Annotated in this window: 18 protein-coding genes; 6 read left to right on the top strand and 12 right to left on the bottom strand. The window is 71.3% G+C overall.

Annotated elements, in window-relative coordinates:
- The first annotated feature begins 168 nt into the window (after positions 1 to 168).
- Positions 169 to 627 carry a YeeE/YedE family protein gene (locus NFT33_RS18590; RefSeq protein ID WP_251677619.1) on the top strand — a complete coding sequence of 153 codons (459 nt, stop codon included), beginning with the start codon at positions 169 to 171 and terminating at the stop codon, positions 625 to 627.
- A gap of 9 nt (positions 628 to 636) precedes the next feature.
- Positions 637 to 1,080, top strand: coding sequence for a DUF6691 family protein (locus tag NFT33_RS18585; protein ID WP_251677607.1), 444 nt, complete (start codon positions 637 to 639; stop codon positions 1,078 to 1,080).
- Positions 1,081 to 1,095: 15 nt separating this feature from the next.
- Here the strand turns inward: NFT33_RS18585 and NFT33_RS18580 are convergent, their stop codons facing one another.
- The gene (locus tag NFT33_RS18580) at positions 1,096 to 2,229 is read right to left on the bottom strand and encodes an aminotransferase class V-fold PLP-dependent enzyme (protein WP_251677605.1); all 1,134 of its coding nucleotides are present in this window, start codon (positions 2,227 to 2,229) and stop codon (positions 1,096 to 1,098) included.
- Between the two features lie 149 nt (positions 2,230 to 2,378).
- Between NFT33_RS18580 and NFT33_RS18575 the strand changes: the two genes are divergently transcribed.
- Entirely contained in the window at positions 2,379 to 2,714 is a 336-nt protein-coding gene (locus NFT33_RS18575) for a DUF2322 family protein (protein WP_251677603.1), read from the top strand.
- 19 nt (positions 2,715 to 2,733) lie between these two features.
- On the opposite strand, the gene NFT33_RS18570 is transcribed toward NFT33_RS18575, so the two are convergent.
- Both NFT33_RS18570 and NFT33_RS18565 read right to left on the bottom strand, forming a co-directional pair.
- Positions 2,734 to 4,506, bottom strand: a complete 1,773-nt coding sequence (locus NFT33_RS18570; RefSeq protein WP_251677600.1) for a putative bifunctional diguanylate cyclase/phosphodiesterase — start codon at positions 4,504 to 4,506, stop codon at positions 2,734 to 2,736.
- A gap of 170 nt (positions 4,507 to 4,676) precedes the next feature.
- Entirely contained in the window at positions 4,677 to 5,306 is a 630-nt protein-coding gene (locus NFT33_RS18565) for an ABC transporter ATP-binding protein (RefSeq protein ID WP_251677598.1), read from the bottom strand.
- A gap of 136 nt (positions 5,307 to 5,442) precedes the next feature.
- Here NFT33_RS18565 and NFT33_RS18560 point away from each other — a divergent pair, with 136 nt between their 5' ends.
- Positions 5,443 to 7,680 (top strand): helicase-related protein, encoded by a 2,238-nt coding sequence (locus tag NFT33_RS18560; protein ID WP_251677595.1) that lies wholly within the window; start codon positions 5,443 to 5,445, stop codon positions 7,678 to 7,680.
- Between the two features lie 12 nt (positions 7,681 to 7,692).
- Here NFT33_RS18560 and NFT33_RS18555 read toward each other — a convergent pair whose 3' ends face one another.
- Complete coding sequence (locus tag NFT33_RS18555; protein ID WP_251677593.1) at positions 7,693 to 9,369, bottom strand: alpha/beta hydrolase family protein; 1,677 nt, start codon at positions 9,367 to 9,369, stop codon at positions 7,693 to 7,695.
- A gap of 82 nt (positions 9,370 to 9,451) precedes the next feature.
- Here NFT33_RS18555 and NFT33_RS18550 point away from each other — a divergent pair, with 82 nt between their 5' ends.
- Positions 9,452 to 10,411: a 5'-nucleotidase gene (locus NFT33_RS18550; protein ID WP_251677591.1), complete on the top strand. Its 960-nt coding sequence runs from the start codon at positions 9,452 to 9,454 to the stop codon at positions 10,409 to 10,411.
- Here NFT33_RS18550 and NFT33_RS18545 read toward each other — a convergent pair.
- From NFT33_RS18545 to NFT33_RS18515, 7 genes are all read right to left on the bottom strand, one after another.
- Entirely contained in the window at positions 10,371 to 10,886 is a 516-nt protein-coding gene (locus NFT33_RS18545) for a CreA family protein (protein WP_251677617.1), read from the bottom strand. The two genes, NFT33_RS18550 and NFT33_RS18545, sit on opposite strands and share 41 nt — an antisense overlap.
- Positions 10,887 to 10,946: 60 nt before the next feature.
- Positions 10,947 to 11,684 carry a hypothetical protein gene (locus tag NFT33_RS18540; protein WP_251677589.1) on the bottom strand — a complete coding sequence of 246 codons (738 nt, stop codon included), beginning with the start codon at positions 11,682 to 11,684 and terminating at the stop codon, positions 10,947 to 10,949.
- Complete coding sequence (locus tag NFT33_RS18535) at positions 11,681 to 12,079, bottom strand: response regulator (RefSeq protein ID WP_251677587.1); 399 nt, start codon at positions 12,077 to 12,079, stop codon at positions 11,681 to 11,683. The genes NFT33_RS18540 and NFT33_RS18535 overlap by 4 nt, the downstream gene beginning before the upstream one ends.
- A gap of 91 nt (positions 12,080 to 12,170) precedes the next feature.
- Entirely contained in the window at positions 12,171 to 14,153 is a 1,983-nt protein-coding gene (locus NFT33_RS18530) for a B12-binding domain-containing radical SAM protein (protein ID WP_251677585.1), read from the bottom strand.
- A 72-nt stretch (positions 14,154 to 14,225) separates the two neighbouring features.
- Entirely contained in the window at positions 14,226 to 15,491 is a 1,266-nt protein-coding gene (locus NFT33_RS18525; RefSeq protein WP_251677583.1) for a GAF domain-containing sensor histidine kinase, read from the bottom strand.
- A gap of 80 nt (positions 15,492 to 15,571) precedes the next feature.
- Positions 15,572 to 16,954: an FAD-dependent monooxygenase gene (locus NFT33_RS18520; protein ID WP_251677581.1), complete on the bottom strand. Its 1,383-nt coding sequence runs from the start codon at positions 16,952 to 16,954 to the stop codon at positions 15,572 to 15,574.
- Between the two features lie 88 nt (positions 16,955 to 17,042).
- Positions 17,043 to 17,885, bottom strand: coding sequence for an HDOD domain-containing protein (locus NFT33_RS18515; RefSeq protein WP_251677579.1), 843 nt, complete (start codon positions 17,883 to 17,885; stop codon positions 17,043 to 17,045).
- A 328-nt stretch (positions 17,886 to 18,213) separates the two neighbouring features.
- Here NFT33_RS18515 and NFT33_RS18510 point away from each other — a divergent pair, with 328 nt between their 5' ends.
- Complete coding sequence (locus NFT33_RS18510; RefSeq protein WP_251677577.1) at positions 18,214 to 19,050, top strand: hypothetical protein; 837 nt, start codon at positions 18,214 to 18,216, stop codon at positions 19,048 to 19,050.
- On the opposite strand, the gene NFT33_RS18505 is transcribed toward NFT33_RS18510, so the two are convergent.
- On the bottom strand, positions 18,960 to 20,189 hold the full coding sequence (locus NFT33_RS18505) for an AI-2E family transporter (protein ID WP_220787401.1): 1,230 nt from the start codon (positions 20,187 to 20,189) through the stop codon (positions 18,960 to 18,962). The genes NFT33_RS18510 and NFT33_RS18505 overlap by 91 nt on opposite strands.
- Between the last annotated feature and the right edge of the window lie 227 nt (positions 20,190 to 20,416).

The raw sequence follows: 20,416 nt of genomic DNA, 5'->3' as shown, positions 1-20,416 counted from the left end.
CCGCACGGAATGCGCAACAAGAAGCGTATGGCCTGGGACCCCCGAATCTCCGGGGTACCGATTCGATGCAGGGCCGTGCCAAGACGTCTTTCCTGCGCCACCCATGCCCTAAAGGGTATATTCCGGCTCCATTTCGCCATTCACAAGGAGTTTCGATTGAGCCTCGGACTGGTCCCCGACTGGACTGCATTCACCCCCTGGAGCGCGCTGGCAGGCGGCGCACTGATCGGTCTGGCCGCGGCGATGCTGCTGCTGGGCAGCGGACGCATCGCCGGCATTGCCGGTCTGGTGGGCCTGCCTCTGCGCGATCTGCTGCACGGGCAGGCTGGCGGCTGGCTGGCCCGGCACCGGCTGCGGCTGCTGTTCGTGGCCGGCCTGCTGATCGCGCCGTGGCTGTGGCGGCTGGCCGCGCCGCTGCCACCGATGCGGCTGGATGTCGGCACGCCGGTGCTGATCGTCGCCGGGCTGCTGGTGGGCTTCGGCTCGCGGCTGGGCAACGGCTGCACCAGCGGCCATGGCGTCTGCGGACTGAGCCGGCTGTCGCTGCGCTCGCTGGTCAATGTGCTGTGCTTCATGGGCAGCGGCTTCGTGACGGTGTTCGTCATGCGCCATCTGCTCGGTGGCTGAGAGGTCGCGATGGACGGCAAGGACAAGAACTGCGGCCTGAGGGCCGCGCTGTCGAGCCTGCTGGCCGGGCTGGTGTTCGGCCTGGGGCTGATCGCCGCCGGCATGACCGACCCGATGAAGGTGCGCGCCTTCCTGGATCTGGCCGGCGCCTGGGATCCGAGCCTGGCGCTGGTGATGGGCGCGGCGATCGCGGTCGGCCTGCCGGCCACCCTGATCGCGCGCCGACGCGGGCGCAGCTGGAGCGGCGCGCCGATCGAGTGGCCGCAGTCGAACGCGATCGATGCGCGGCTGATCGGCGGCGGCGTGCTGTTCGGCATCGGCTGGGGCCTGGCCGGGCTGTGCCCGGGGCCGGCGCTGGTGGCGCTGGGCAGCGGCTGGGGCGAGGCGGCGATCTTCGTCGCCGCGATGCTGGGCGGCATGGCGCTGCACGCGCTGCTCGACCGCCCTCGCTGAAGCCTGCGCCGAGGCTCAGCCGCCGATGCGATCGAGCGCCTGCGCCAGCCGCGCCACCGTGCCGTCGATGTCGGCGAGCTTGTCGAGGCCGAACAGGCCGATGCGGAAGCTGCGGAAGTCCGCCGGCTCGTCGCACTGCAGCGGCACGCCGGTGGCGGTCTGCAGCCCCTGCGCGAGGAAGGCGCGCGCCGACTGGATCTCCGGGTCGAGCGTGTGACTCACCACCACGCCCGGCGCCTGGAAGCCTTCGGCGGCGACGCTGGGAAAGCCGCGCGCCTGCAGCAGCGCCCTCACCCGCCGGCCCAGCTCGAGCTGACGCTCGCGCAGCGCGCCGAAGCCCTGCGCGCGCGTCTCCTCCATCGCCTCCAGGCAGCGCGCCAGCGCGTCGGTGGGCATGGTGGCGTGGTAGAGATGGCCGCCCGACTCGTAGGTCTCCATGATCTGCAGCCACTTCTTCAGGTCGCAGGCGAAGCTGGAGCTGGTGGTCTGGTCGATGCGCGCGCGTGCGGCCTCGCCCAGCATCACGAAGGCGCAGCAGGGCGAGCCGCTCCAGCCCTTCTGCGGCGCGCTGATCAGCACGTCCACGCCGGTGGCGGCCATGTCGACCCACATCGCGCCGGAGGCGATGCAGTCGAGCACGAACAGGCCGCCGACCGCGTGCACCGCGTCGGCCACCGCCTTCAGGTAGGCGTCGGGCAGCATCATGCCGCTGGCGGTCTCGACATGCGGCGCGAAGACCACGCCGGGGCGCTGCGCCTCGATCGCGGCCAGCACCTCGTGTAGCGGCGCCGGGGTCCAGGCCGACTGCGCCGCGCCCGGCTCGACCTGGCGGGCCTTGAGCACCTGCACGCCCGCGGCGATGCCGCCCATCTCGAGGATCTGCGACCAGCGGAAGCTGAACCAGCCGTTGCGCAGCACCAGCACCTGCTGCTGGCCGGCGAACTGGCGCGCCACCGCCTCCATGCCGAAGGAGCCGCTGCCCGGCACGACGATGGCCGAGCGGGCCGCGTAGGCCTCCTTCAGCACCGCCGAGATGCCGCGCATCACGCGCTGGAAGCGCTGCGACATGTGGTTGAGCGCACGGTCGGTGTAGACCACCGAGTATTCGAGCAGGCCGTCAGGGTCGACGTGGGGCAGCAGGCCGGGCATGGGACAGGTCTCCGTTCGTGGTGCGTGGATTCGAGATTCCATTCGAGATTCCATTCAACCACAGTCACGGCGGCAGGCCCGCACGGCCGGCCGGCGGCGCTAGACTCGCGACCCCCGGCCTGCAGGCCAGCACCTGGAATCCTCCCCCGATGAGCACCCCGACCTTCGCCGAGCAGCTCGCGCTGCTGCCCCCGATCGCCCACCTCGCCGCCGTCGAGCTGCTCGATGCTGCCGGCACGGTGGTGGCCACGCTGGCCAACCGTCCCGGCACCGCCGGCTCGGCCGCCGTCTATCACGCGCTGGCCGCACGCCACGGCGCGATCACGCCCGAGGCCGCCCGCGAGGGCCTGGCGCTCTATGCCGAGCACACCGCCGATGCCCGCGCCTTCCCCGGCAAGCATCCGAACATCGACCGGCTGGTCGACATCGAGGCCGGCCGTCTGGCGCCGCTGACGGTGCGGCTGCAGCCCGCGGCCGCGGCCTGAGCCGGTCAGTCCGAGCGGCTCAGTGCACCGGCGGCCGCGATGAGGGCACGACCTGGGCGCCACCGCAGCCGCAGCGCTGGTGCACGAAGTCGAGGAACTGGGTGAAGGGCTGCGGGCGGCCGTAGCCGAAGCCCTGCACCGCGTCGCACTGCATGCGGCGCAGCATCTCCATTTCCTCGTCGGTCTCCGCGCCTTCGGCGACCACCTGCAGCTGCAGCGCATGCGACAGCCGCACCAGGCTGTGCACGATGGTGCGGCTGCTGGTCTGGCTGACCATGTCATGCACGAAGGAGCGATCGATCTTCAGGGTGTGGACCGGAAATCGCGCCAGATAGGCGAAGGACGAGTAGCCGGTGCCGAAGTCGTCGATCGACAGCCGCACGCCCAGCGCAGACAGCGCCGCCAGCACCCGGGTGCTGACCTCGACATCGCGCATCAGCGCGTTCTCCGGGATCTCGATCTCCAGCAGCTCCGGCGGCACGCCGTGGCGCTCGATCGCGTGCTGCACGTTCTCCACCAGCAGCAGGTCGGCCAGCGACTCGACCGACAGGTTGATGCTGATCGGCAGCCGGTGGCCGCCATCGATCAGCAGGCGCTGCAGCCGCAGCACCTCGTCGATCACCCAGCGGTCGAGCTCGACCATCAGCTGGCATTCCTGCGCGATCGGCAGGAAGCTGGCCGGCGTCAGCGCGCCGCGCACCGGATGCTGCCAGCGGATCAGCGCCTCCGCGCCGATGACCGCGCGGTCGCGCAGCCGGCCCTTGGGCTGCAGCGCCAGGCTCAGCCAGCCGGCGCTGCCCGGCGCGGTGCCGCGCAGCACCGCGCGGAAGTCCTGCTCCAGCTCGGCGCGCAGCCGCCCGGCCGCCTCCAGCTCGTCGTCGAACAGCGCCAGCGCCGTGCCGTCGCGCTTGGCCTGGCGCAGCGCCAGCGCGGCGCGGCGCAGCAGCAGCGGCGCCTCGTCGCCATGCGAGGGAAACAGCACGCCACCAGCCAGGCTGCCCAGCACGAAGATCTGGTCGCGCAGCAGGATCGGCTGGGCGATGCGCGAGGCCATCGCCATCACCCGCTCGCGCAGCGTCGCCTCGTCGCAGGCCGGGCTGAGCAGCACGAACTCGACGCCGGTGAGCCGGTAGAGCACCTCGCCCTCGCACAGCGTGGCCTGCATGCGCGAGACCACCTCCATCAGCGCCAGATCGCCCAGGCCGTGGCCCAGCGTGTCGTTGATCGCATTGAAGCGGCGCAGCCCGATCAGCCCCAGACCGCCATGGCGGCCCTGCACCAGCCGCGTCTCGAGCTCGGCCAGCAGCGCGCGCTTGTTGTCGATGCCGGTCAGCGGATCGCGCAGCGCCTCGCGCGCCAGCTCGAACTGGCCGACGGTGTGCTCGTCGGCATCATTGGCCAGCGCGACGATGTCGTCGCCGAACGGAAAGGCCCGCACCATCAGCCAGCGCCCGACCGCCTTCGAGAAGCCGATGCCCAGACGCGGCCGACGCTCGCGGCGGCAGGCCTCGATCACCCGGTGGAACAGCGAGCCCTCGAAGTCCGGCCGGACCGCAAAGGGCGTCTGGCCGATCACGCGTGCAGCGGGCAGGCCGAGCCCGTGCAGATAGGCCGGGTTGCAGTGCCTGACCACCCAGTGCGCATCGACACGCACCACGCATTCGCCGATGCCCGAGAGCAGCACGTCCAGCGGCGAGGCGTCGAAGGCGGCGCCGACCTCGGCATCGGCGCGGACATCGGCACGGACATCAGCGTCAGCATCGGCCGCGATCGGCTGCGCCCCCCATTTCAAGTCTCGATCTTCATGCACTGGCAAGACTCCCCGGGCCACGACGGCCCCATGCCGTCCGTCGCTCTCTGCCGCCCCCCGCGACAGATGAGAACGGAATGCGCAAAACTCATCCTGTATCGGCGGGCCCGGGACGAGATTGAGGTCGACAGAGGTCGGGAGCGGGTCGGATGTCAGTCCAGCGACAGTCGGGGCGCCACGGCCGGCATCAGCCGGTCGTCATGGCCGGTGACGACGATCAGCCGCCCGGCCGGCGCGTCGTGGTGCTGGCGCAGCGCCTCGGCGAGATGGCGCTGCGAGCGCGCGTCCAGCGCCGCGCCGGGATCGTCGAGCAGCACCAGCGTCGCGCCCGAGGCCAGCGCGGCGGCCAGCCGCAGCTTGCGCCGGGTGCCGGTGGAGAGCATCTCCAGGCGCTTGTCCAGATGCTCATGCAGCGCGAAGCCCTCGAGCTGCGCGGTCAGCGCCACCTCGCTCCAGCCGGGGCGGCACTGGCGCTGCATCGCCAGATAGTCGCGCGCGACAAGCCCGTCATGGCGATCGGACTGCGGATCGCACCAGAACAGCCGCTCGCGCAGCGCCACCGGATCGGCAGGATCGGCCGAGGCGCCGATCAGGATGCGGCCCGCGTCCGGGCGCAGCTCGCCGGCGATCAGCCGCAGCAGCGCGCTCTTGCCGCGGCCCTCGTCGCCGGTCACGCCGAGCACGCCGGCGCCGGCCTGCAGCGCCAGTCGGTCGAACAGGATCGGCGCGCCCGGAAACGGCGCGGACCAGGACAGCGCGTCGAGGTGCAGCAGCGGCTGCACGCAGGCCGCCGGGCAGGAGGCGGGACAAGCGGCAGGAAGGGTGGCAGGAGGGATGGCAGGACGGGCGGGCATGAATCGGATTATCGAGCCCGGGGCAAGCGGTTAGAGTTCGGGCCCTGACCGTTCCGGAATCCTCATGGCCACGACAACAACAACACCTCGCCCGCTGCCCCATCCGCGCCACGCCGCGCGCATTCCCGCCCACATCGACCCGCTGGCCTTCGACCGCATCCGCCTGGCCGGCTATGTGCTGCCGCAGGTGGTGCGCCCGGCCGACATGCTGGAAGAAGGCACGCCCGAGCCCGAGGCGGAGATGGACCGCCTCGGCCTGATCCTGCTGCAGCGCGGCGCCGCCGGCCAGCGCCCGAGCCGCTGGATCGATCCGGCGCTGATCGAGGAGGCGCTGCGCCACCTCGACGCGGTGGGCAGCGGCCAGACCCTGCGCCCGCTGATGACCGAGCGCGCCGCGGTGCTCGACGGCCTGGGCGTGAACCGCCGGCTCGGCGCCTGGGAGCGCGAGGCGCGCCAGGGCCTGGAGCTGCCCTCGGCCGACATGCGGCTCACCGTCGCCTACGGCCAGGCGGTGCCGGCCGCGGCGGTCTGGGACTTCTTCCGCACCGGCGACCGCCCGGCGCTGGTGCGTGCGCTCTCCGCGCTGCCCGGCCATCCGCAGGCGGCCGAGCTGACCGCGCAGCTCGATGCGCTGGTCGAGCGTGCCACCGCCTTCGCCGACGACCAGCTCGGCTCGCTGGAGCCAGCACTGCAGGCCGAGTGCGCGCAGCCGCAGGCCGCCGAAACGCTGATCGCCGCCTGCCAGCGCGCCTTCGAGCGCTGGGTGCACCGCGTGCACGAGCAGGACACGCTCGAGGACCTCAACGACGAGCTGGCCTTCCAGGGCTATCCCGACAGCTTCGGCGCGGCGCGGCGCCTGCAGCGCCAGGTCACGCTCTTCGTCGGCCCGCCCAACAGCGGCAAGACCTACCAGGCCTTCGAGCGCCTGGCGCAGGCCGAGAAGGGCGCCTATCTGGCGCCGCTGCGCCTGCTCGCGCTGGAGGGCCGCGACCGGCTGGCCGGGCGCGGCGTGCCCTGCTCGCTGCGCACCGGCGAGGAGAACGTGCCGGCGCCGGACGCGCGCGTCATTTCCAGCACCATCGAGATGGTCGACACCAACACGCCGATCGAGGTGGCGGTGATCGACGAGGCGCAGATGATCTTCGACCCCAGCCGCGGCTGGGCCTGGACGCAGGCCATCGTCGGCGTGCCGGCCAAGGAGCTGCTGATCATCTGCTCGGACTATGCGGTGGAGGCGCTGCGCAACCTGCTGGGCCTGTGCGGCGAGCAGGTCACGGTGCGCCGCTTCGAGCGCAAGCAGCAGGTCGAGCTGCTGCCCGCGCCGGTGTCGCTGCATGCGCTGAAGAAGGGCGATGCGGTGGTGGCCTTCAGCCGCCGCGACGTGCTGATGCTGCGCGACCAGGCCTCGGCCGACGGCACGCCGGTGTCGGTGATCTACGGCGCGCTGCCGCCTGAGGTGCGCCGGCGCGAGGCCGAGCGCTTCGCGCAGGGCGAGTCGCACATCCTGATCGCCACCGACGCGATCGGCATGGGCCTGAACCTGCCGGTGCGCCGGGTGCTGTTCAGCACGCTGACCAAGTTCGACGGCCAGGGCGACCGCTCGCTGACCGAGTCCGAGGTGCACCAGATCGCCGGCCGTGCCGGGCGTTTCGGCATCCACGAGGAAGGCTTCGCCGGCGTGCTCAAGGAGGCCGAGCCGAGCGCGCTCAAGCAGCTGCGCCTGCTGATGCCGCGCGCGCCCAAGGCGCCGCGCCACTTCAAGGCGCCGGTGGCGCCGAACTGGTGGCACATCGAGACCATCGCCGAGCGCCTGGGCAAGAACAGCCTGGCCGAGGTGCTGCGGGTCTTCGTCGAGCAGCTGCAGCTCGACAACTCGCACTTCGCGGTGGCCGAGCTGGAGCAGATGCTGGAGCTGGCCGGCGAGATCGACCGCGTCGCGGCCAGGCTGCCGCTGCGCCAGCGCTTCACCTACGCGCAGGCGCCGGTCGACACCCGCACCGCCGGCCAGGTGGCGCAGTTCCTGGAATGGGTCGCGCACCACGCCCGCAGCGGCCAGGCCGGCCCCGCCTGGTTCCTGAACGACACCGACGAGAACAGCCGCCTCGAGCGCATGGAGCAGGCGCTGCGCACCTGCACGCTGTGGCTGTGGCTGGACCTGCGCTTCCCCGGCGTCTACGGCGAGGTCGACGAGGTGATGGACCTGCGCTCGCGCCTGAACGACGGCATCGAGCGCGCGCTCAAGGCCAAGCGGCCGCTGTGGCAGAAGCGCGGCGGCACCGGCGGTGGCGGTCGCCGCCGCTGAGGCCCGCGCCGCTCAGCGGCAGGTGCGATCGGTCGGCCGGTTGCTGCGGTCGACCACCCGGTTCTGCGTCAGCGAGAAATAGGGATCGCAGGGCGGTGGCAGCGGCCCGGTGACCGCCTGCACCGGCGCGGAGACCGGGCCGTCCCGGCCCGCCAGCACCGCGCTGACGGTGTAGCGATAGATCTTCTGCGGTGTCAGGCCCCGGTCGACGAAGAAGGGCTGCGTGCTCTGCTGCACCGTCACGCTGCCGCCGGCGTTGCTGCCGCTGCTGCGGCTGACCTTGTAGGCCTGGGCGCCCGCCACCGGGGCCCAGCGCAGCAGCACCTGCGTGGCGCTGCGGTCCAGCAGCATCGGCGCCGGCCGCTCGCTGGCGGCGATCTCGCCCGCACGGGCCAGACTGCCGCCCAGCCGCGCATCGGTCAGCTGCTCGGCCATGCGCCAGACCGCGGCGATCTGCACCCCCTGGCGGGACGCGAAGCTGCCGCTGGGCCACTTCCCGGAGAGCGCACGCGCCGGCACATCGTCGTTGTAGCCCCACCAGTCCCAGCAGCCCATCGGGTTGTAGGGCAGCGTCCGGGTCGGCGTGGCCTGCGGATACAGCACCACGATGCGGTTGCGGTCGGCCCATTCGTTCAGGCCGGCATGGCGGGCGAAGTAGTCGCGCTGACCGGTGACCTTCGCGATGTCGACCGCGCTCTGCATGCAGCCGTGAAAGGCGATGTGCAGCCGGCAGGTGGCGGTGCCGCCGGCCTCGCAGTCGCGGGGCAGATAGACAAAGGCCTCGTCGTCCATCGCGATGTCGGCGGCCGCCCCCACTGCGGTGCGGCCGTCGATCAGCTTCAGGAACGGTGTCTGGCGAACGCTGAACAGCCGCCCGGTCAGCCGCGCCGGCTCGACCCGCTCGAGCGGCCCGTAGAACATCTGCAGCGCCGAGCCGGCCGCGTCATACGGTCCCTCGGGCAGCGGGCAGCTGTTGATGAAGGAGCCGCCCTGCTGCTCGCAGGGATTGCACAGCGCCCCGGTGCAGGCCGAGCTGATCTGCGCGTGCCCGGCACTCAGATCATCCTTGTGGAAGACCTGGCTGGCGGGCAGCCTGGCCGCCATGCCCGAGGCGAGGCTGCCGTCCGGATGGCGGCCGGTGTACCAGCCCTCCAGCGCCTGCGACACCGGCAGCTTGACGATGCCATCGTTGTAGCCATGAAAGATCCAGATCGCCTGGCGTGGCAGGCTGGCGATCGGGTCGATGCGGCCGGCCTTGGCCATGCGCTCGACATCACGCCGGGCCTTGCCCTGGAAGCCGTAGGTGAAGCGGCCATCGGACGGATCGACCAGGCGCTCGGTCGCGGCAGGCTGGGCCAGCGGATCGCCCTGCATGCAGCGGCTCACCGCCGCAAGCGCCGAGCCGACATCGCCATCGGTCGCGCACATGTAGGGCCCGCCGGCGGTGGCGGCCACGCCGCGCACATCGCCGGAACGGGCAACGCCCATCTGCACCGCCATGTAGGCGCCCGATGAAATGCCCGAGACGGTGGTTTCCTTCAGGTCGATGCGCAGCTTCGGCAAGTTCTGCAGCGCCTGCGACGCCTGCACCGGCTCGACGACCTGCGCGACCGCGGTTGTTGCGCTGCCCAGGCCCGCCAGGCCGATCACGCCCAGCAGTCCGGCCGCGATGTTCGATTCCAGCCTCATGGCACCTCCCTGATGTTGCACTGCACAAGAATCAGGATCGAACCCTACACGAAGAAGGTGCAATGGCATCATGCGCGTCACCATGCCTTACTCGCTCACCGACAAGCTCGTCATCGGCATCTCCTCGCGGGCCCTCTTCGACCTGGAGCACGAGAACCGGCTCTTCGATGCCCAGGGCGTCGAGGCCTTCTCCTGCTACCAGCGCGAGCATGAGGACGAGCCGCTGCGCCCCGGCACCGCCTTCCCGCTGGTGCAGGCGCTGCTGGGGCTCAACGCGCTGCTGCCGGAGCGCCGCATCGAGGTGGTGGTGATCTCGCGCAACTCGCCCGACACCGGCCTGCGCGCCTTCAACGCGATCGAGGCTCACGGCCTGGCGATCGAGCGCGCGGCCTTCACCGGCGGCGCACGCTCGCTGGTGGGCTACCTGAAGGCCTTCGACGTGGATCTCTTCCTGTCGCGCAATCCCGGCGACGTGCAGGAGGCGATCGACCACGGCGTGGCCGCGGCGCTGCTCTACGACCCGCCGGCGGACTTCCGCGCGCCGGCCGGCCAGATCCGCATCGCCTTCGACGGCGACGCGGTGCTGTTCTCGCCCGAGTCCGAGCGCATCTACAAGACGCAGGGGCTGGAGGCCTTCATCGCGCACGAGCGGCTGCACCGCCATGACGCGATGGCCGAAGGGCCCTTCGCCAAGCTGCTGATGCGGCTGTCGGCACTGCAGCGCGAGTTCGCCGCCGGCACCTGCCCGGTGCGCATCGCCATCGTGACCGCACGCAGCAGCCCGGCGCACGCCCGGGTGATCCACACGCTGCGCGACTGGGGCGTGAATGTCGACGAGGCCTTCTTCCTGGGCGGCGCGCCGAAGGAGACGGTGCTGGCCGCCTTCGGCGCGCAGATGTTCTTCGACGACCAGGACAGCCATGTGCGCCCGGCCTCCGGGCATGTGCCGGCGGGCATCGTGCCCTATGCGGGCGGGCGGCTGCTGCCCGATGCCGCGCAGATCACTTCACCGGAATCGCCTTGCCCACCGGCACCGCGGTGATGCTGTTCTTCGGCGAGCCCTCGATCAGCTTGTCGGAATAGGTCATGTAGACCAGCGACTGGCGCTTCGGGTCGACGATGCGCACGATCTGCAGGCTCTTGAACAGGATGGACAGGCGGGCACTGAAGACCTCCTCCTGCTTGGGCAGCGCCTCCTTGATGCGGATCTCGCCGACCTGGCGGCAGGCAATCGAGGCGTCGGACCGGTCGGTGGCCAGGCCGACCGCGCCGGTGATGCCGCCGGTCTTGGCACGCGACACGAAGCAGGTCACGCCCTCGACCTTGGGGTCGTCATAGGCCTCGACGATGATCTTGTGGTTCGGCCCGATCAGCTTGAAGACGGTGGACACCTCGCCGAGCAGTTCGGCGCGGGCGGAGGTCGCCAGCAGCAGCGCGCCAGCGGCCACCGAGCAGGCCCGCAGCCAAGGACGACGGGGGGCGGAGCGCGCCGGACGGGTCGACAGGATCGGATTCATCAGGTTCATCGGTTTCATCATGGACAGATGCGAGACGGAATGACCGATTGTGCGGCCTGATCATGGCAGCCCAGGGGCTGCGGGGACAAGGTCACCGACGCGCAGCCGCCAGGGCTCGTCGTCAAGCACCGCATGCAGCCCGAGCGATGCGGCCAGATGGCGCACCGCCTCGGCATCGAGGCGGGCGCGCACCGGCACGGGCAGGTCCGGCAGACCGGGCATCAGCGTGACGGCAGGAGCCGACCCGGTCTCGGACTGGCGCTCGGTGCGCACGGTCAGCACCGGCGCCTCGCCCTCGGGGCCGGCCGCCAGATCCAGGCGCAGCCGCTGTCCCGGAGAGAGTCCGTCCTGCGCATGGCAGAGCAGCGCCAGCGTGCCCAGCAGCAGCGGCGCCAGCGGCAGCTCCGGCCCCTGCCCGGCCTCGCAGCCGGCCTCCATGCCCACCTCCAGGCCAGCCAGTCGCAGCGGCTGCTCCATCAGCGCCAGCGCCAGCCGCACGATCGAGCCGGCCGGCATGCGCTCGGTGTCCAGCGGATCCCAGCGGCGCAGCTCGCGCAGCCCTCGGGTCAGATCGACCAGATGGGCATCGAGCTGCTGGACCCGGCGCAGCCCGTCCTGCGGCGCCAGATCGGCCCGCTCCAGGCGCCGGCGCATCACCGCCAGCTCCATGCGCGCCACCGAGATCGGCCCGAGCAGGTCATGGCGCAGCGTCGGCAGCACCCGCATCAGGATCTCGTGGCGCACGCCGGCAGCCATCCAGTCGGCGGCGATCGCAGGGGAAGTGTCAGTGCGGTTCATCGGGAAGGCGTCCTTTGCAGCAGGTCCAGCAGATGCGCCAGATCGGCCGGCTTGGCCAGACACGCATCGAACGGCCCGGTGCGCGCCACCTGCTCCGGGTCATCGCCCGACAGCGCGATCAGCCGGGCCCGCGCACCGCCGGGCAGCGCACGCAGCCGCCGTGCCAGCTCGCCGCCCGCCAGATCCGGCAGGCGCGAGTCGATCAGCACCGCATCGGCCGGCCAGCTCGCCCAGCACTGCAGCGCCTGCGCACCGTCGTGCGTGCACTGCACCTCGAAGCCCTCGAACTCGAGCCACTCGCCGAGCAGCTCGGCCGCATCGACATGGTCGTCGACCACCAGCACACGACGGACGGGAATCACTGCAGAAGACGGTCGGGACAGATCAGGCAGCATGCGGAAAATTCATGAGTTTTCGCATTCTCGACCTGAGTCTGGCGGCGTCGCATCCGGAAACGGCGTTGTCCTACAAGGCCGCGGCACGGAGTCACCCTCCTCGCGTGGCCAGCGCCTTGGCGATGCGCTGCCGCGACACCGTCGGCTTCGGCACCCGGCCGCGCAGCTTCGGGTGCTCGAACCAGGCGCGCACGTCCTGGTCCAGCCCGATGCCGTGCATGTAGTTGTAGAGCGCCTTCTTGAGACCCTGGCCCAGCGCGTCGTGGTCGGTGCCGGTCGGATCATGGAAGCCCACATCGTTCTTCGCGAAGCCGCCGGCGGGCAGCGGCAGCAGCGTGACGCCGTACTCCTCGGGGTTCATGCCCACCGGCGAATGCACCGTGCAGGCGAAGCGGTGGAAGAAGCCGCTCTGGATGCAGCCCTGCTCGAAGAGCTGGCGCACATATTCCAGCGCGTCGACCGTGTCCTGCACCGTCTGCGTCGGGAAGCCGTACATCAGGTAGGCATGCACCAGGATGCCGGCATCGCTGAAGCCCTTGGTGACGCGCGCGACCTGCTCGACCGACACGCCCTTCTTCATCAGCGCCAGCAGCCGGTCGGAGGCCACCTCCAGCCCGCCCGACATCGCGATGCAGCCGCTCTCGGCCAGCAGCTCGGCCAGCTCCGGCGTGAAGGTCTTCTCGAAGCGGATGTTGCCCCACCACGAGATCTGCACGCCGCGCTTGATCAGCTCCAGCGCCAGCGCCTTGAGCGCCTTCGGCGGCGCGGCCTCGTCGACGAAGTGGAAGCCGGTCTGGCCGGTCTCGGCGACGATGCGCTCGATGCGGTCGACCAGCTCGGTGGCCGAAGCCCCCTCATAGCGCGAGATGTAGTCCAGCGAGACGTCGCAGAACGAACACTTCTTCCAGTAGCAGCCATGCGCCACGGTGAGCTTGTTCCAGCGCCCGTCGCTCCAGAGCCGGTTCATCGGGTTGAGCATGTCGAGCAGCGACAGGTATTGCTGCAGCGGCAGCCCGTCCCAGGTCGGCGTGCCGACCTCGGCGAAGGCGATGTCGGGCTCGGGAAAGCTGATGAAGCGCACCCGCGCGGCGTCGCCCTCGCCCTCGCGCACGAAGGCGCGCACCAGCCGCTCGCGCGAGCGCCGGCCCGCCAGGTGATCGATCAGCGCCAGCAGCGGGCGCTCGCCGGCATCGAGCGTGATGACGTCGACGTAATCGAACAGGCGCGGCTCGGCCAGCTCGCGCAGCTCGGTGTTGACGAAGCCGCCGCCCAGCGCGATGCACAGCGGCTCTTCCCCGGCGGCGACGCGCTCGGCCGCCCAGGTGCGCGCCGTCTCGGCGATGCGCAGCGCCGCGTAGACCGCGCCCGGAAACGGCACCGACAGCAGCAGCAGGCGCGGCTGGTGGCGGGTCAGCGCGGCGCGGGTCAGATCGGCCAGAAGCTCGTCGATCAGGTTGGGCGGCGCGGCCAGCGCCTCGGCCAGCGGGTCGAAGCTGGGCTGGCTGGTGGCGAGCTTCTCGGCGTAGCGCACGAACTCGAAGCGCGGGTCGACCGCCTCCTTCAGCACGTCGGCCAGGTCGTTCAGATAGAGCGTGGCCAGGTGGCGCGCCTTGTCCTGCAGGCCCAGGGCCCCGAAGGCCCAGGCCAGCGGATCGCCGCCGTCCTCATCGTCGCCATAGGCATCGATCGGCGCGAAGCGCGCGCCCTCGGGCAGGAACATGCGGCTGTTGATGCGGTGCGCCAGCGTGGGATCGCGCCCCTGCAGGAAGGCGATGACACGCTCGATCGTCGCCTCGTAGGCGTCGAAGGCCGCCAGGAAGTGCGCGACCTGCGGCGTGTGGCCGCGCTTCGGCGCCGGTGCCGCCTCGATGCGGCGGCGGATCTCGCGCAGGCCCTCGCGGCTGAGCAGGCGCAGCACCAGCGCCAGCGCCAGATCCTCCTGCACCGCATCGAAGCCGCGCGAGCGCAGGAAGCCGGTCAGGTAGGCGGTGGACGGATACGGGGTGTTGAGCTGCGTCATCGGCGGGATGACGGACAGCACGCGCAGCGGCGCGGGATCAGCGGCAGAGGTCATGGCACCGGCGGGGTTCGGGCAGCGAGGTGCGACCGCCAGGGGCCGCGAAGGGCGCGATTGTGCCAGCGCGCCTCAGCCCCCGCGCACCGGCAGCCGGACCCGCACGCAGGTCCCCCGCCCCGGCGCGTCGAGCAGATCGACCCGGCCGCCGTGGGCCTCGACGATGTCGCGCACGATGGCCAGACCGAGGCCGGCGCCGTCCTCGCGGCACTGGCCCTCGCCGCCCTGCCAGCCGCGCTCGAACAGGCGCGCGCGGTGCGCCGGGTCGATGCCGGGGCCGTTGTCGCTGACGTCGATGTGCAACGCCGCGGCGTCGCCCGAGGCCCGGCCCGGCGAGCCGGCCACCTCGACCCGGATGCGGCTGCCTTCCGGGCAGTACTTGACCGCGTTGCCGATCAGGTTGGTCAGCACCCGCAGCATGCGGCCGTAGTCGACCTGCACCGCCATCACCTCCAGCGTCCCCACCGACAGGTCGTGCCCGCGCCGCTCGGCGATCGGCTGCATCATCAGCACCGCATCGCGCGCCAGCTGCGCCGCGCACAGGCGCTCCAGCCGCAGCGAGGCCGCCCCGCCGGTGCGCGCGGCGCTGACCAGCTCGTCGGCCAGGCGCTGCATCGCGTCGAGCGAATGGCGCATGCGCTCGAGCGTGCGCCGCGGCGGCTCCTCGCCGGCGCCGGCCCGGCCGATCATCTGGACACCCATCGACAGCACCTGCAGCGGCGCGCGCAGGTCGTGCGCGACCGTCGCGACCAGTTCCTCGCGTTCACGCGCCAGCACGCGCGTGCGCTCCAGCGCCTCGCGCAGATCCAGCTCGCGCTGCAGCGAGGCGGCCAGCTGCACCAGAATCTCGACCTCGTTGGCCCCCCAGAAGCGCGGCTTCATGTCGATCGCGCACAGGCTGCCGATCACCCGCCCCTGGCGGCGCAGCGGCACGCCCGCATAGGCGCGCACGCCCAGCGTCCGCACCGTCGGCACCGCGGCGAACACCGGATCGAGCAGCGTGTCGTCGATCACCAGCGGCGCATCACGCAGCAGCGTGTGGTGGCAGAAGGTGCGCCCGCTCAGCTCGCGGGTCTCGGCCAGCTCGCCGCAGAAGCCGTGCTGGCTCTTGTAGAAGTCGCGGTCGGCGGCCATGACCGACACGAAGGCGACCGGCACGCCCAGCAGCGAGGCGGCCAGCGCGGTCAGAGAATCGAAGACGGCCTCGGGCGGCGAGTCGAGCAGGCGGCTGTCGTGCACGGCCTGCAGCCGGCGCGCGTCGTTCAGCGTGGCATGGATCCGGGCGGTCAGCGCGGCGGGCTCGACATCAGCGGAAAGGGCAGGATCGGAGCGGCTCATCGGCATGGGTCCGGACGGGAGGTCCGGGCAAGGACGCGGAACGGTCCACATCCTATCCCAAGCGTGAATTATTTTGCGTTTCAGGCATCGACCAGCTGCCGCACGACCAGCGCCTTGACCGGCGGCAGGCGCTCGGCCAGATGCAGCGTGGCCTGGCGGGCCAGCCGCGCGGCAGGGCGGTCGTCGGTGAACAGGCGCACGATGGCGTTGGTGCCGCGGAAGATCCAGCGCGCGGTGTGGCGGTGCTCGCGGTCATAGGCCTCGAGCGCACGCGCGTCGGCCGGATCGACCTGGCCGCCGCGGGCCCGGCGCGCGATCTGGCGCGCCAGCGTCTCGGCGCTGTAGAGCCCGAGGTTGAAGCCATGCGCGGTCACCGGATGCATGCCGACCGCGGCGTCGCCCACCAGCACGACACGCTGCGACACCAGCCGCGGCGCCCAGGTCGCCACCAGCGGGTACAGATGCCGGCGGGACTCCTCGCCGGGGCCGGGCTGGATGCGGCCGAGCTGGCCGTCCAGCCAGGGCTCGACGGTGGCAGCATAGTCGGCCGCCGGCAGCGCCATCCAGCGCTGCGCCAGCTCGCTCGGCGCGGTCACGACGAAGGACGAGCAGTGAGGCGGCAGCGCGCCGGCCTGCCCGCCCTCGCCAGGATCGGACGCATCGGCCAGCGGCAGCACCGCCAGCGTGTGGCCGTGGTGGAAGGCCTCGTGCGCGACCTGCCGGTGCGGCTGCTCGTGGCGCATGCGGCAGACGATGGCGCTGCGGCCGAAGTCGTGCAGCTCGGCGACCAGTCCGGCCATGCGCCGCACCGCCGACAGCCGCCCGTCGGCCGCCACCAGCAGCGAGGCACGCAGCACCCGGGCCTGGCCCTGCGGACCGACCAGGCGCACCGTCACGCCGTCGTCGTCGCGCTGCATCGACTCCAGCCGGTGGCCGGCCAGCACCTGGATGCCGGGCAGCGCAGCGCAGCCCTCCCACAGCACGCGGCGCAGCGCGTTCTGCGACACCAGCGTGCCCAGGTGCGTGTCGGCGTCGATCGGCGCCTGGCCCGCCCGGCCCAGTGCACGCACGGCCAGATCGGGCAGCCAGGGCAGCGCCTGCGGCAGCCAGCCCGGCCGCGGCAAGGCCGGCAGCGGTGGCAGGCCGACACGCGCATGCGAGGCGTCCAGCCGCAGCGCGGCCTGCGCGCCGCCGGTGCTGACCGAGGCGGCCTGCAGCGGCGCACGCGCCTGCGCGGGCAGCCGCTCCCACAGGCCCCACTGGCGCAGCAGTGCCTCGGTGCGGTGCGTCAGCGCCAGCTCGCGGCCGTCGGGCGGCGGATCGGCCAGCCGGGCGGCGTCCTGGGGATCGGCCAGCACGACGCGCAGGCCCAGCGGCGCCAGCGCCAGCGCGGTCGACAGCCCGGTCGGGCCGGCGCCGGCGATCAGCACATCGACCTGCTCGGCAGCTTCGTTCGGATTCATGTCGGGTCTCGGCACAGGCAATCTGGGAGGCCAGATGGTGCCGAAGCCGACACGCCCGGAGCTTGTCCGGGGTCAAGCAAGGCCGGTCTCAGTGCATCAGATCATCGACCGAGGCCACCGCAAGGCGGTGGTCGGGCAGATGCGCCAGCAGCCAGTCCAGATCGAGCTTCAGATGCTGGATCAGGTCCGGATGGGTGAACTGCAGCGCCTCGATCGGATCGAGCTCGCGCTCGCGGGCCTCGGCGATGACGCCGGCCAGCCGCAGCGCCGCGCCCATGCGCGAGAACGGCCGGATCTCCATCGGGTGCGAGGCCGCGCCGAAGGCGGTCACCAGCGTGTTGGGGAAGCGCCAGTGGCGCGCCAGCTCGGCGGTGATCTCCGGATGCGAGCAGCCCAGCAGCGAGTTCTCGAAGCTGATGCGGCTGTCGATCTCCAGCGACAGGCGGCCGATGCGCTGCGTCATGTCGGGGTCGACCATCAGCATCAGCAGCTGGCCGGTGCGCAGCATCAGGCCGCCCAGATAGGCGGCGTCCTCGTCCTCCTCGAGGAAGCGCGCCAGAGGCTGCGCGTAGGCCGCAGTGGCCAGCGTGGTGCGCCAGAAGGCCAGACGATCGAAGCCGGGAATCGACGGGAACATGCCCACCATGCAGGCCGACAGCGCCAGATCGCGCAGCGTGCGCGTGCCCAGCGTCATCGCCGCCTCGTTGAGCGAGGTCACCGAGCGCGACGGGCTGTAGCGGGCCGAGTTCGCCAGCCGCAGCACCCGGGCCGACAGCGTCTGGTCACGACCGATCAGGCCGGCGAGCTCGTTCAGCGACAGGTCATCGCGGTCGAAGGACCGCAGCAGCTTGTTGGCCACCTCGGGCATGGCCGGAAGCGCACAGGCTTGCTGGACGAAGCGATCGGTGCGGGACGTGACGACAGCATTCATGGGCGGACCTCCTCGGGTCGGGAATGAGAACCTGCTCATCGGTCGGCAAAGCCCTGTCTTGAACGGGGACAGACCCGCTTGTGAACAGCTGCACGAAGGTGTAGCGACCTCGGTCGATGCCGACGAGTTCGGACCGGACCGGGGCGGCCAGCGTCGGCAGGATGCGTGGTACGGGTTCGGTTTGTGCGGATTCGAAGTGCGAAAAGTGCCGCCATATCCAGCGATCGAGCCCGGGTCGCGCGAACAGAATCGGCCGTGACGATACGCGCCGACACGCGCACAAGACATCAAAACAAGACCCATGACTGCCAACCGAGGACATGCTGCGATGAACGAGCGGATCCACCACATCTCTCCCTCGGGCCGCAAGCCCGACATGCCGATGGGGCCCGCCGCCTTCGACGACACGCTGGCGATGATCGCCCGCAAGGTGGGCGAACAGACGGTCCGTCTCGACCTGAACACCCAGGAGCTGCTCAAGCATCAGGACACCCTGGCCGAGCAGCAGGCCGGCCTGGAGCATCTGGTCAACGACTACTACCAGCTGCGCGAGCAGAGCCAGGACGGCCACCGCCGCGTGGTGGCACTGAACAAGGAAATCCAGGGCCTGCGCGAGACGCTGATGCGCCAGGTCGAGGAGGCCCTGGCCTCCGGCGCGGCCAGCGTCGATGCCCGGCTGCTGCAGTCCGGCGAGGAGGCTGCGCGGCTGAAGACGCAGATGACCGAGCAGATCGCCACGCTGACCAGCAAGGTCAGCGCGCTGGGTGACCAGCTCACCGCGCTGGGCGAGCGCAACGACGGGGTGATGACCGAGCTGGGCAACACCCGCCGCTCGCTGGCGCGCTATGTCGACACCAAGTTCGCGCAGCAGCAGACCGACCAGCAGAAGACCGCCGCCGATGTCGCCGAGATCGCCTTCGCGATCGACCGCGAGATCAGCGCGCGCAAGGCGGATCTGGAACAGATGGAAGCCGCGATCGCCAAGCAGCGCGAGCTGCTCGACATGCAGTCACGCGACATCGACAACCGGCTGGGCCGGCTGCGCGACGACATGTCGTCGCAGCGCGAAGAGGGTCAGTCGCGGCTGAAGATCATCCATGTCGCGCTGGCGGGCCTCGGCGTGACGGTCGTCGGGCTGCTGGCGCTGGTGCTGGTCACCATGTGATCTGTTGGCACGGCCGGGGTGGCTGAAGGTGCGGCGATGACCGGCGCAACCGGCAGGCCCGCAGCCGAAGCGGCGGCCGGCCCGACGGTGTCGGCCGCCAGAAGATCCCAGGCCGCGATGAACAGCGCCGCGATGGCCGGCCCCAGCACGATGCCGTGCACCCCGAACAGCGACAGCCCGCCCAGCGTGGAGATCAGCACCAGATAGTCGGGCAGACGGGTGTCCTTGCCGACCAGGAGCGGTCGCAGCAGGTTGTCGGCCAGACCGATCACCAGTACCCCCCACGCCACCAGCGCCGCCGCCGCACCGATGCGGCCGTCCGCCGCCAGCCACAGCACCGCCGGCACCCAGACCAGCCCGGCTCCCACTGCCGGCAGCAGCGACAGCAGTGCCATCAGTGCACCCCACAGCAGGGGCGCACGCAGATCCAGCACCATGAAGGCCAGGCCGCCCAGCAGCCCCTGGACCAGCGCGACCACGATGCTGCCCTTGACGGTGGCCTTCACGACCGTGGCGAACTTGCCGATCAGTCTGGTCTTGTGTTCGGCCGCCAGCGGCATGGCCTGACGCACGCGCCGGCTGAGATGGGCGCCATCACGCAGCAGGAAAAACATCAGATAGAGCGTGAGCGCCAGCGACAGCAGAGACTCGAACAGGTTCTGCCCCAGAGACAGCACCTGGGCGGCAATCGCCTGGCTGCCCCGCGCCAGTGCGGCCAGCAGGCGGTCGCGCAGCGCCGCGGCATCGGACAGACCGAACTGCTGCAGCATGCCGGTCAAGGTCGGCGGCAGCCGTCCGATCAGCGTGTCGACATGCCGGGCCAGCTGCTGTGGATCGCTGGCATGCTGCTGATAGAAGGCCAGCACCTCGGCCGACAGGGCCAGCGCGAACAGCACCACAGGCACGATGCCACCCAGCAGCACCATCAGCACCGTCAAGGCCGAGGCGGTGCCCGGCTGAGCCTGCAACCAAGGCACGCGCTGCATCATCTGCCGACGCATCGGCACGGCCATCATGGCCAGCACCGCCCCCCAGAAGACAGGCACCCAAAGCGGCAGCAGCACCAGCGCAAAGGCGATGCTGGCGAGGACCAGCAGGATCAGGAAGGTCTTCTGCTGCAGGGTTCGGCGGTTGTACATGGCGGGCGGAGCATGGCGGCATCGATGGATGCCCCCATGCTGCCGGACCGCTCAGGCCGGCGCCGCCGTCCGCAGGCCCGCCGCGCTGTCGGACGATGCCGACAGCGGCAGCACCGCGCCCCTCGGCGCGCGCTCCCAGATGCAGCTGGTCGGAGGAGTCCTCCGCGCTCATGTGGCTGTCGTAGCAGAGCAGGCAGCCGCCGCCGCTGCGCTTGGCCGCATGCATC

The sequence above is a fragment of the Sphaerotilus sp. FB-3 genome, assembly GCF_023706025.1.
In the GTDB taxonomy this organism is placed as follows: domain Bacteria; phylum Pseudomonadota; class Gammaproteobacteria; order Burkholderiales; family Burkholderiaceae_C; genus Sphaerotilus; species Sphaerotilus sulfidivorans.
This window is presented reverse-complemented; position numbering and strand designations above follow the sequence as displayed.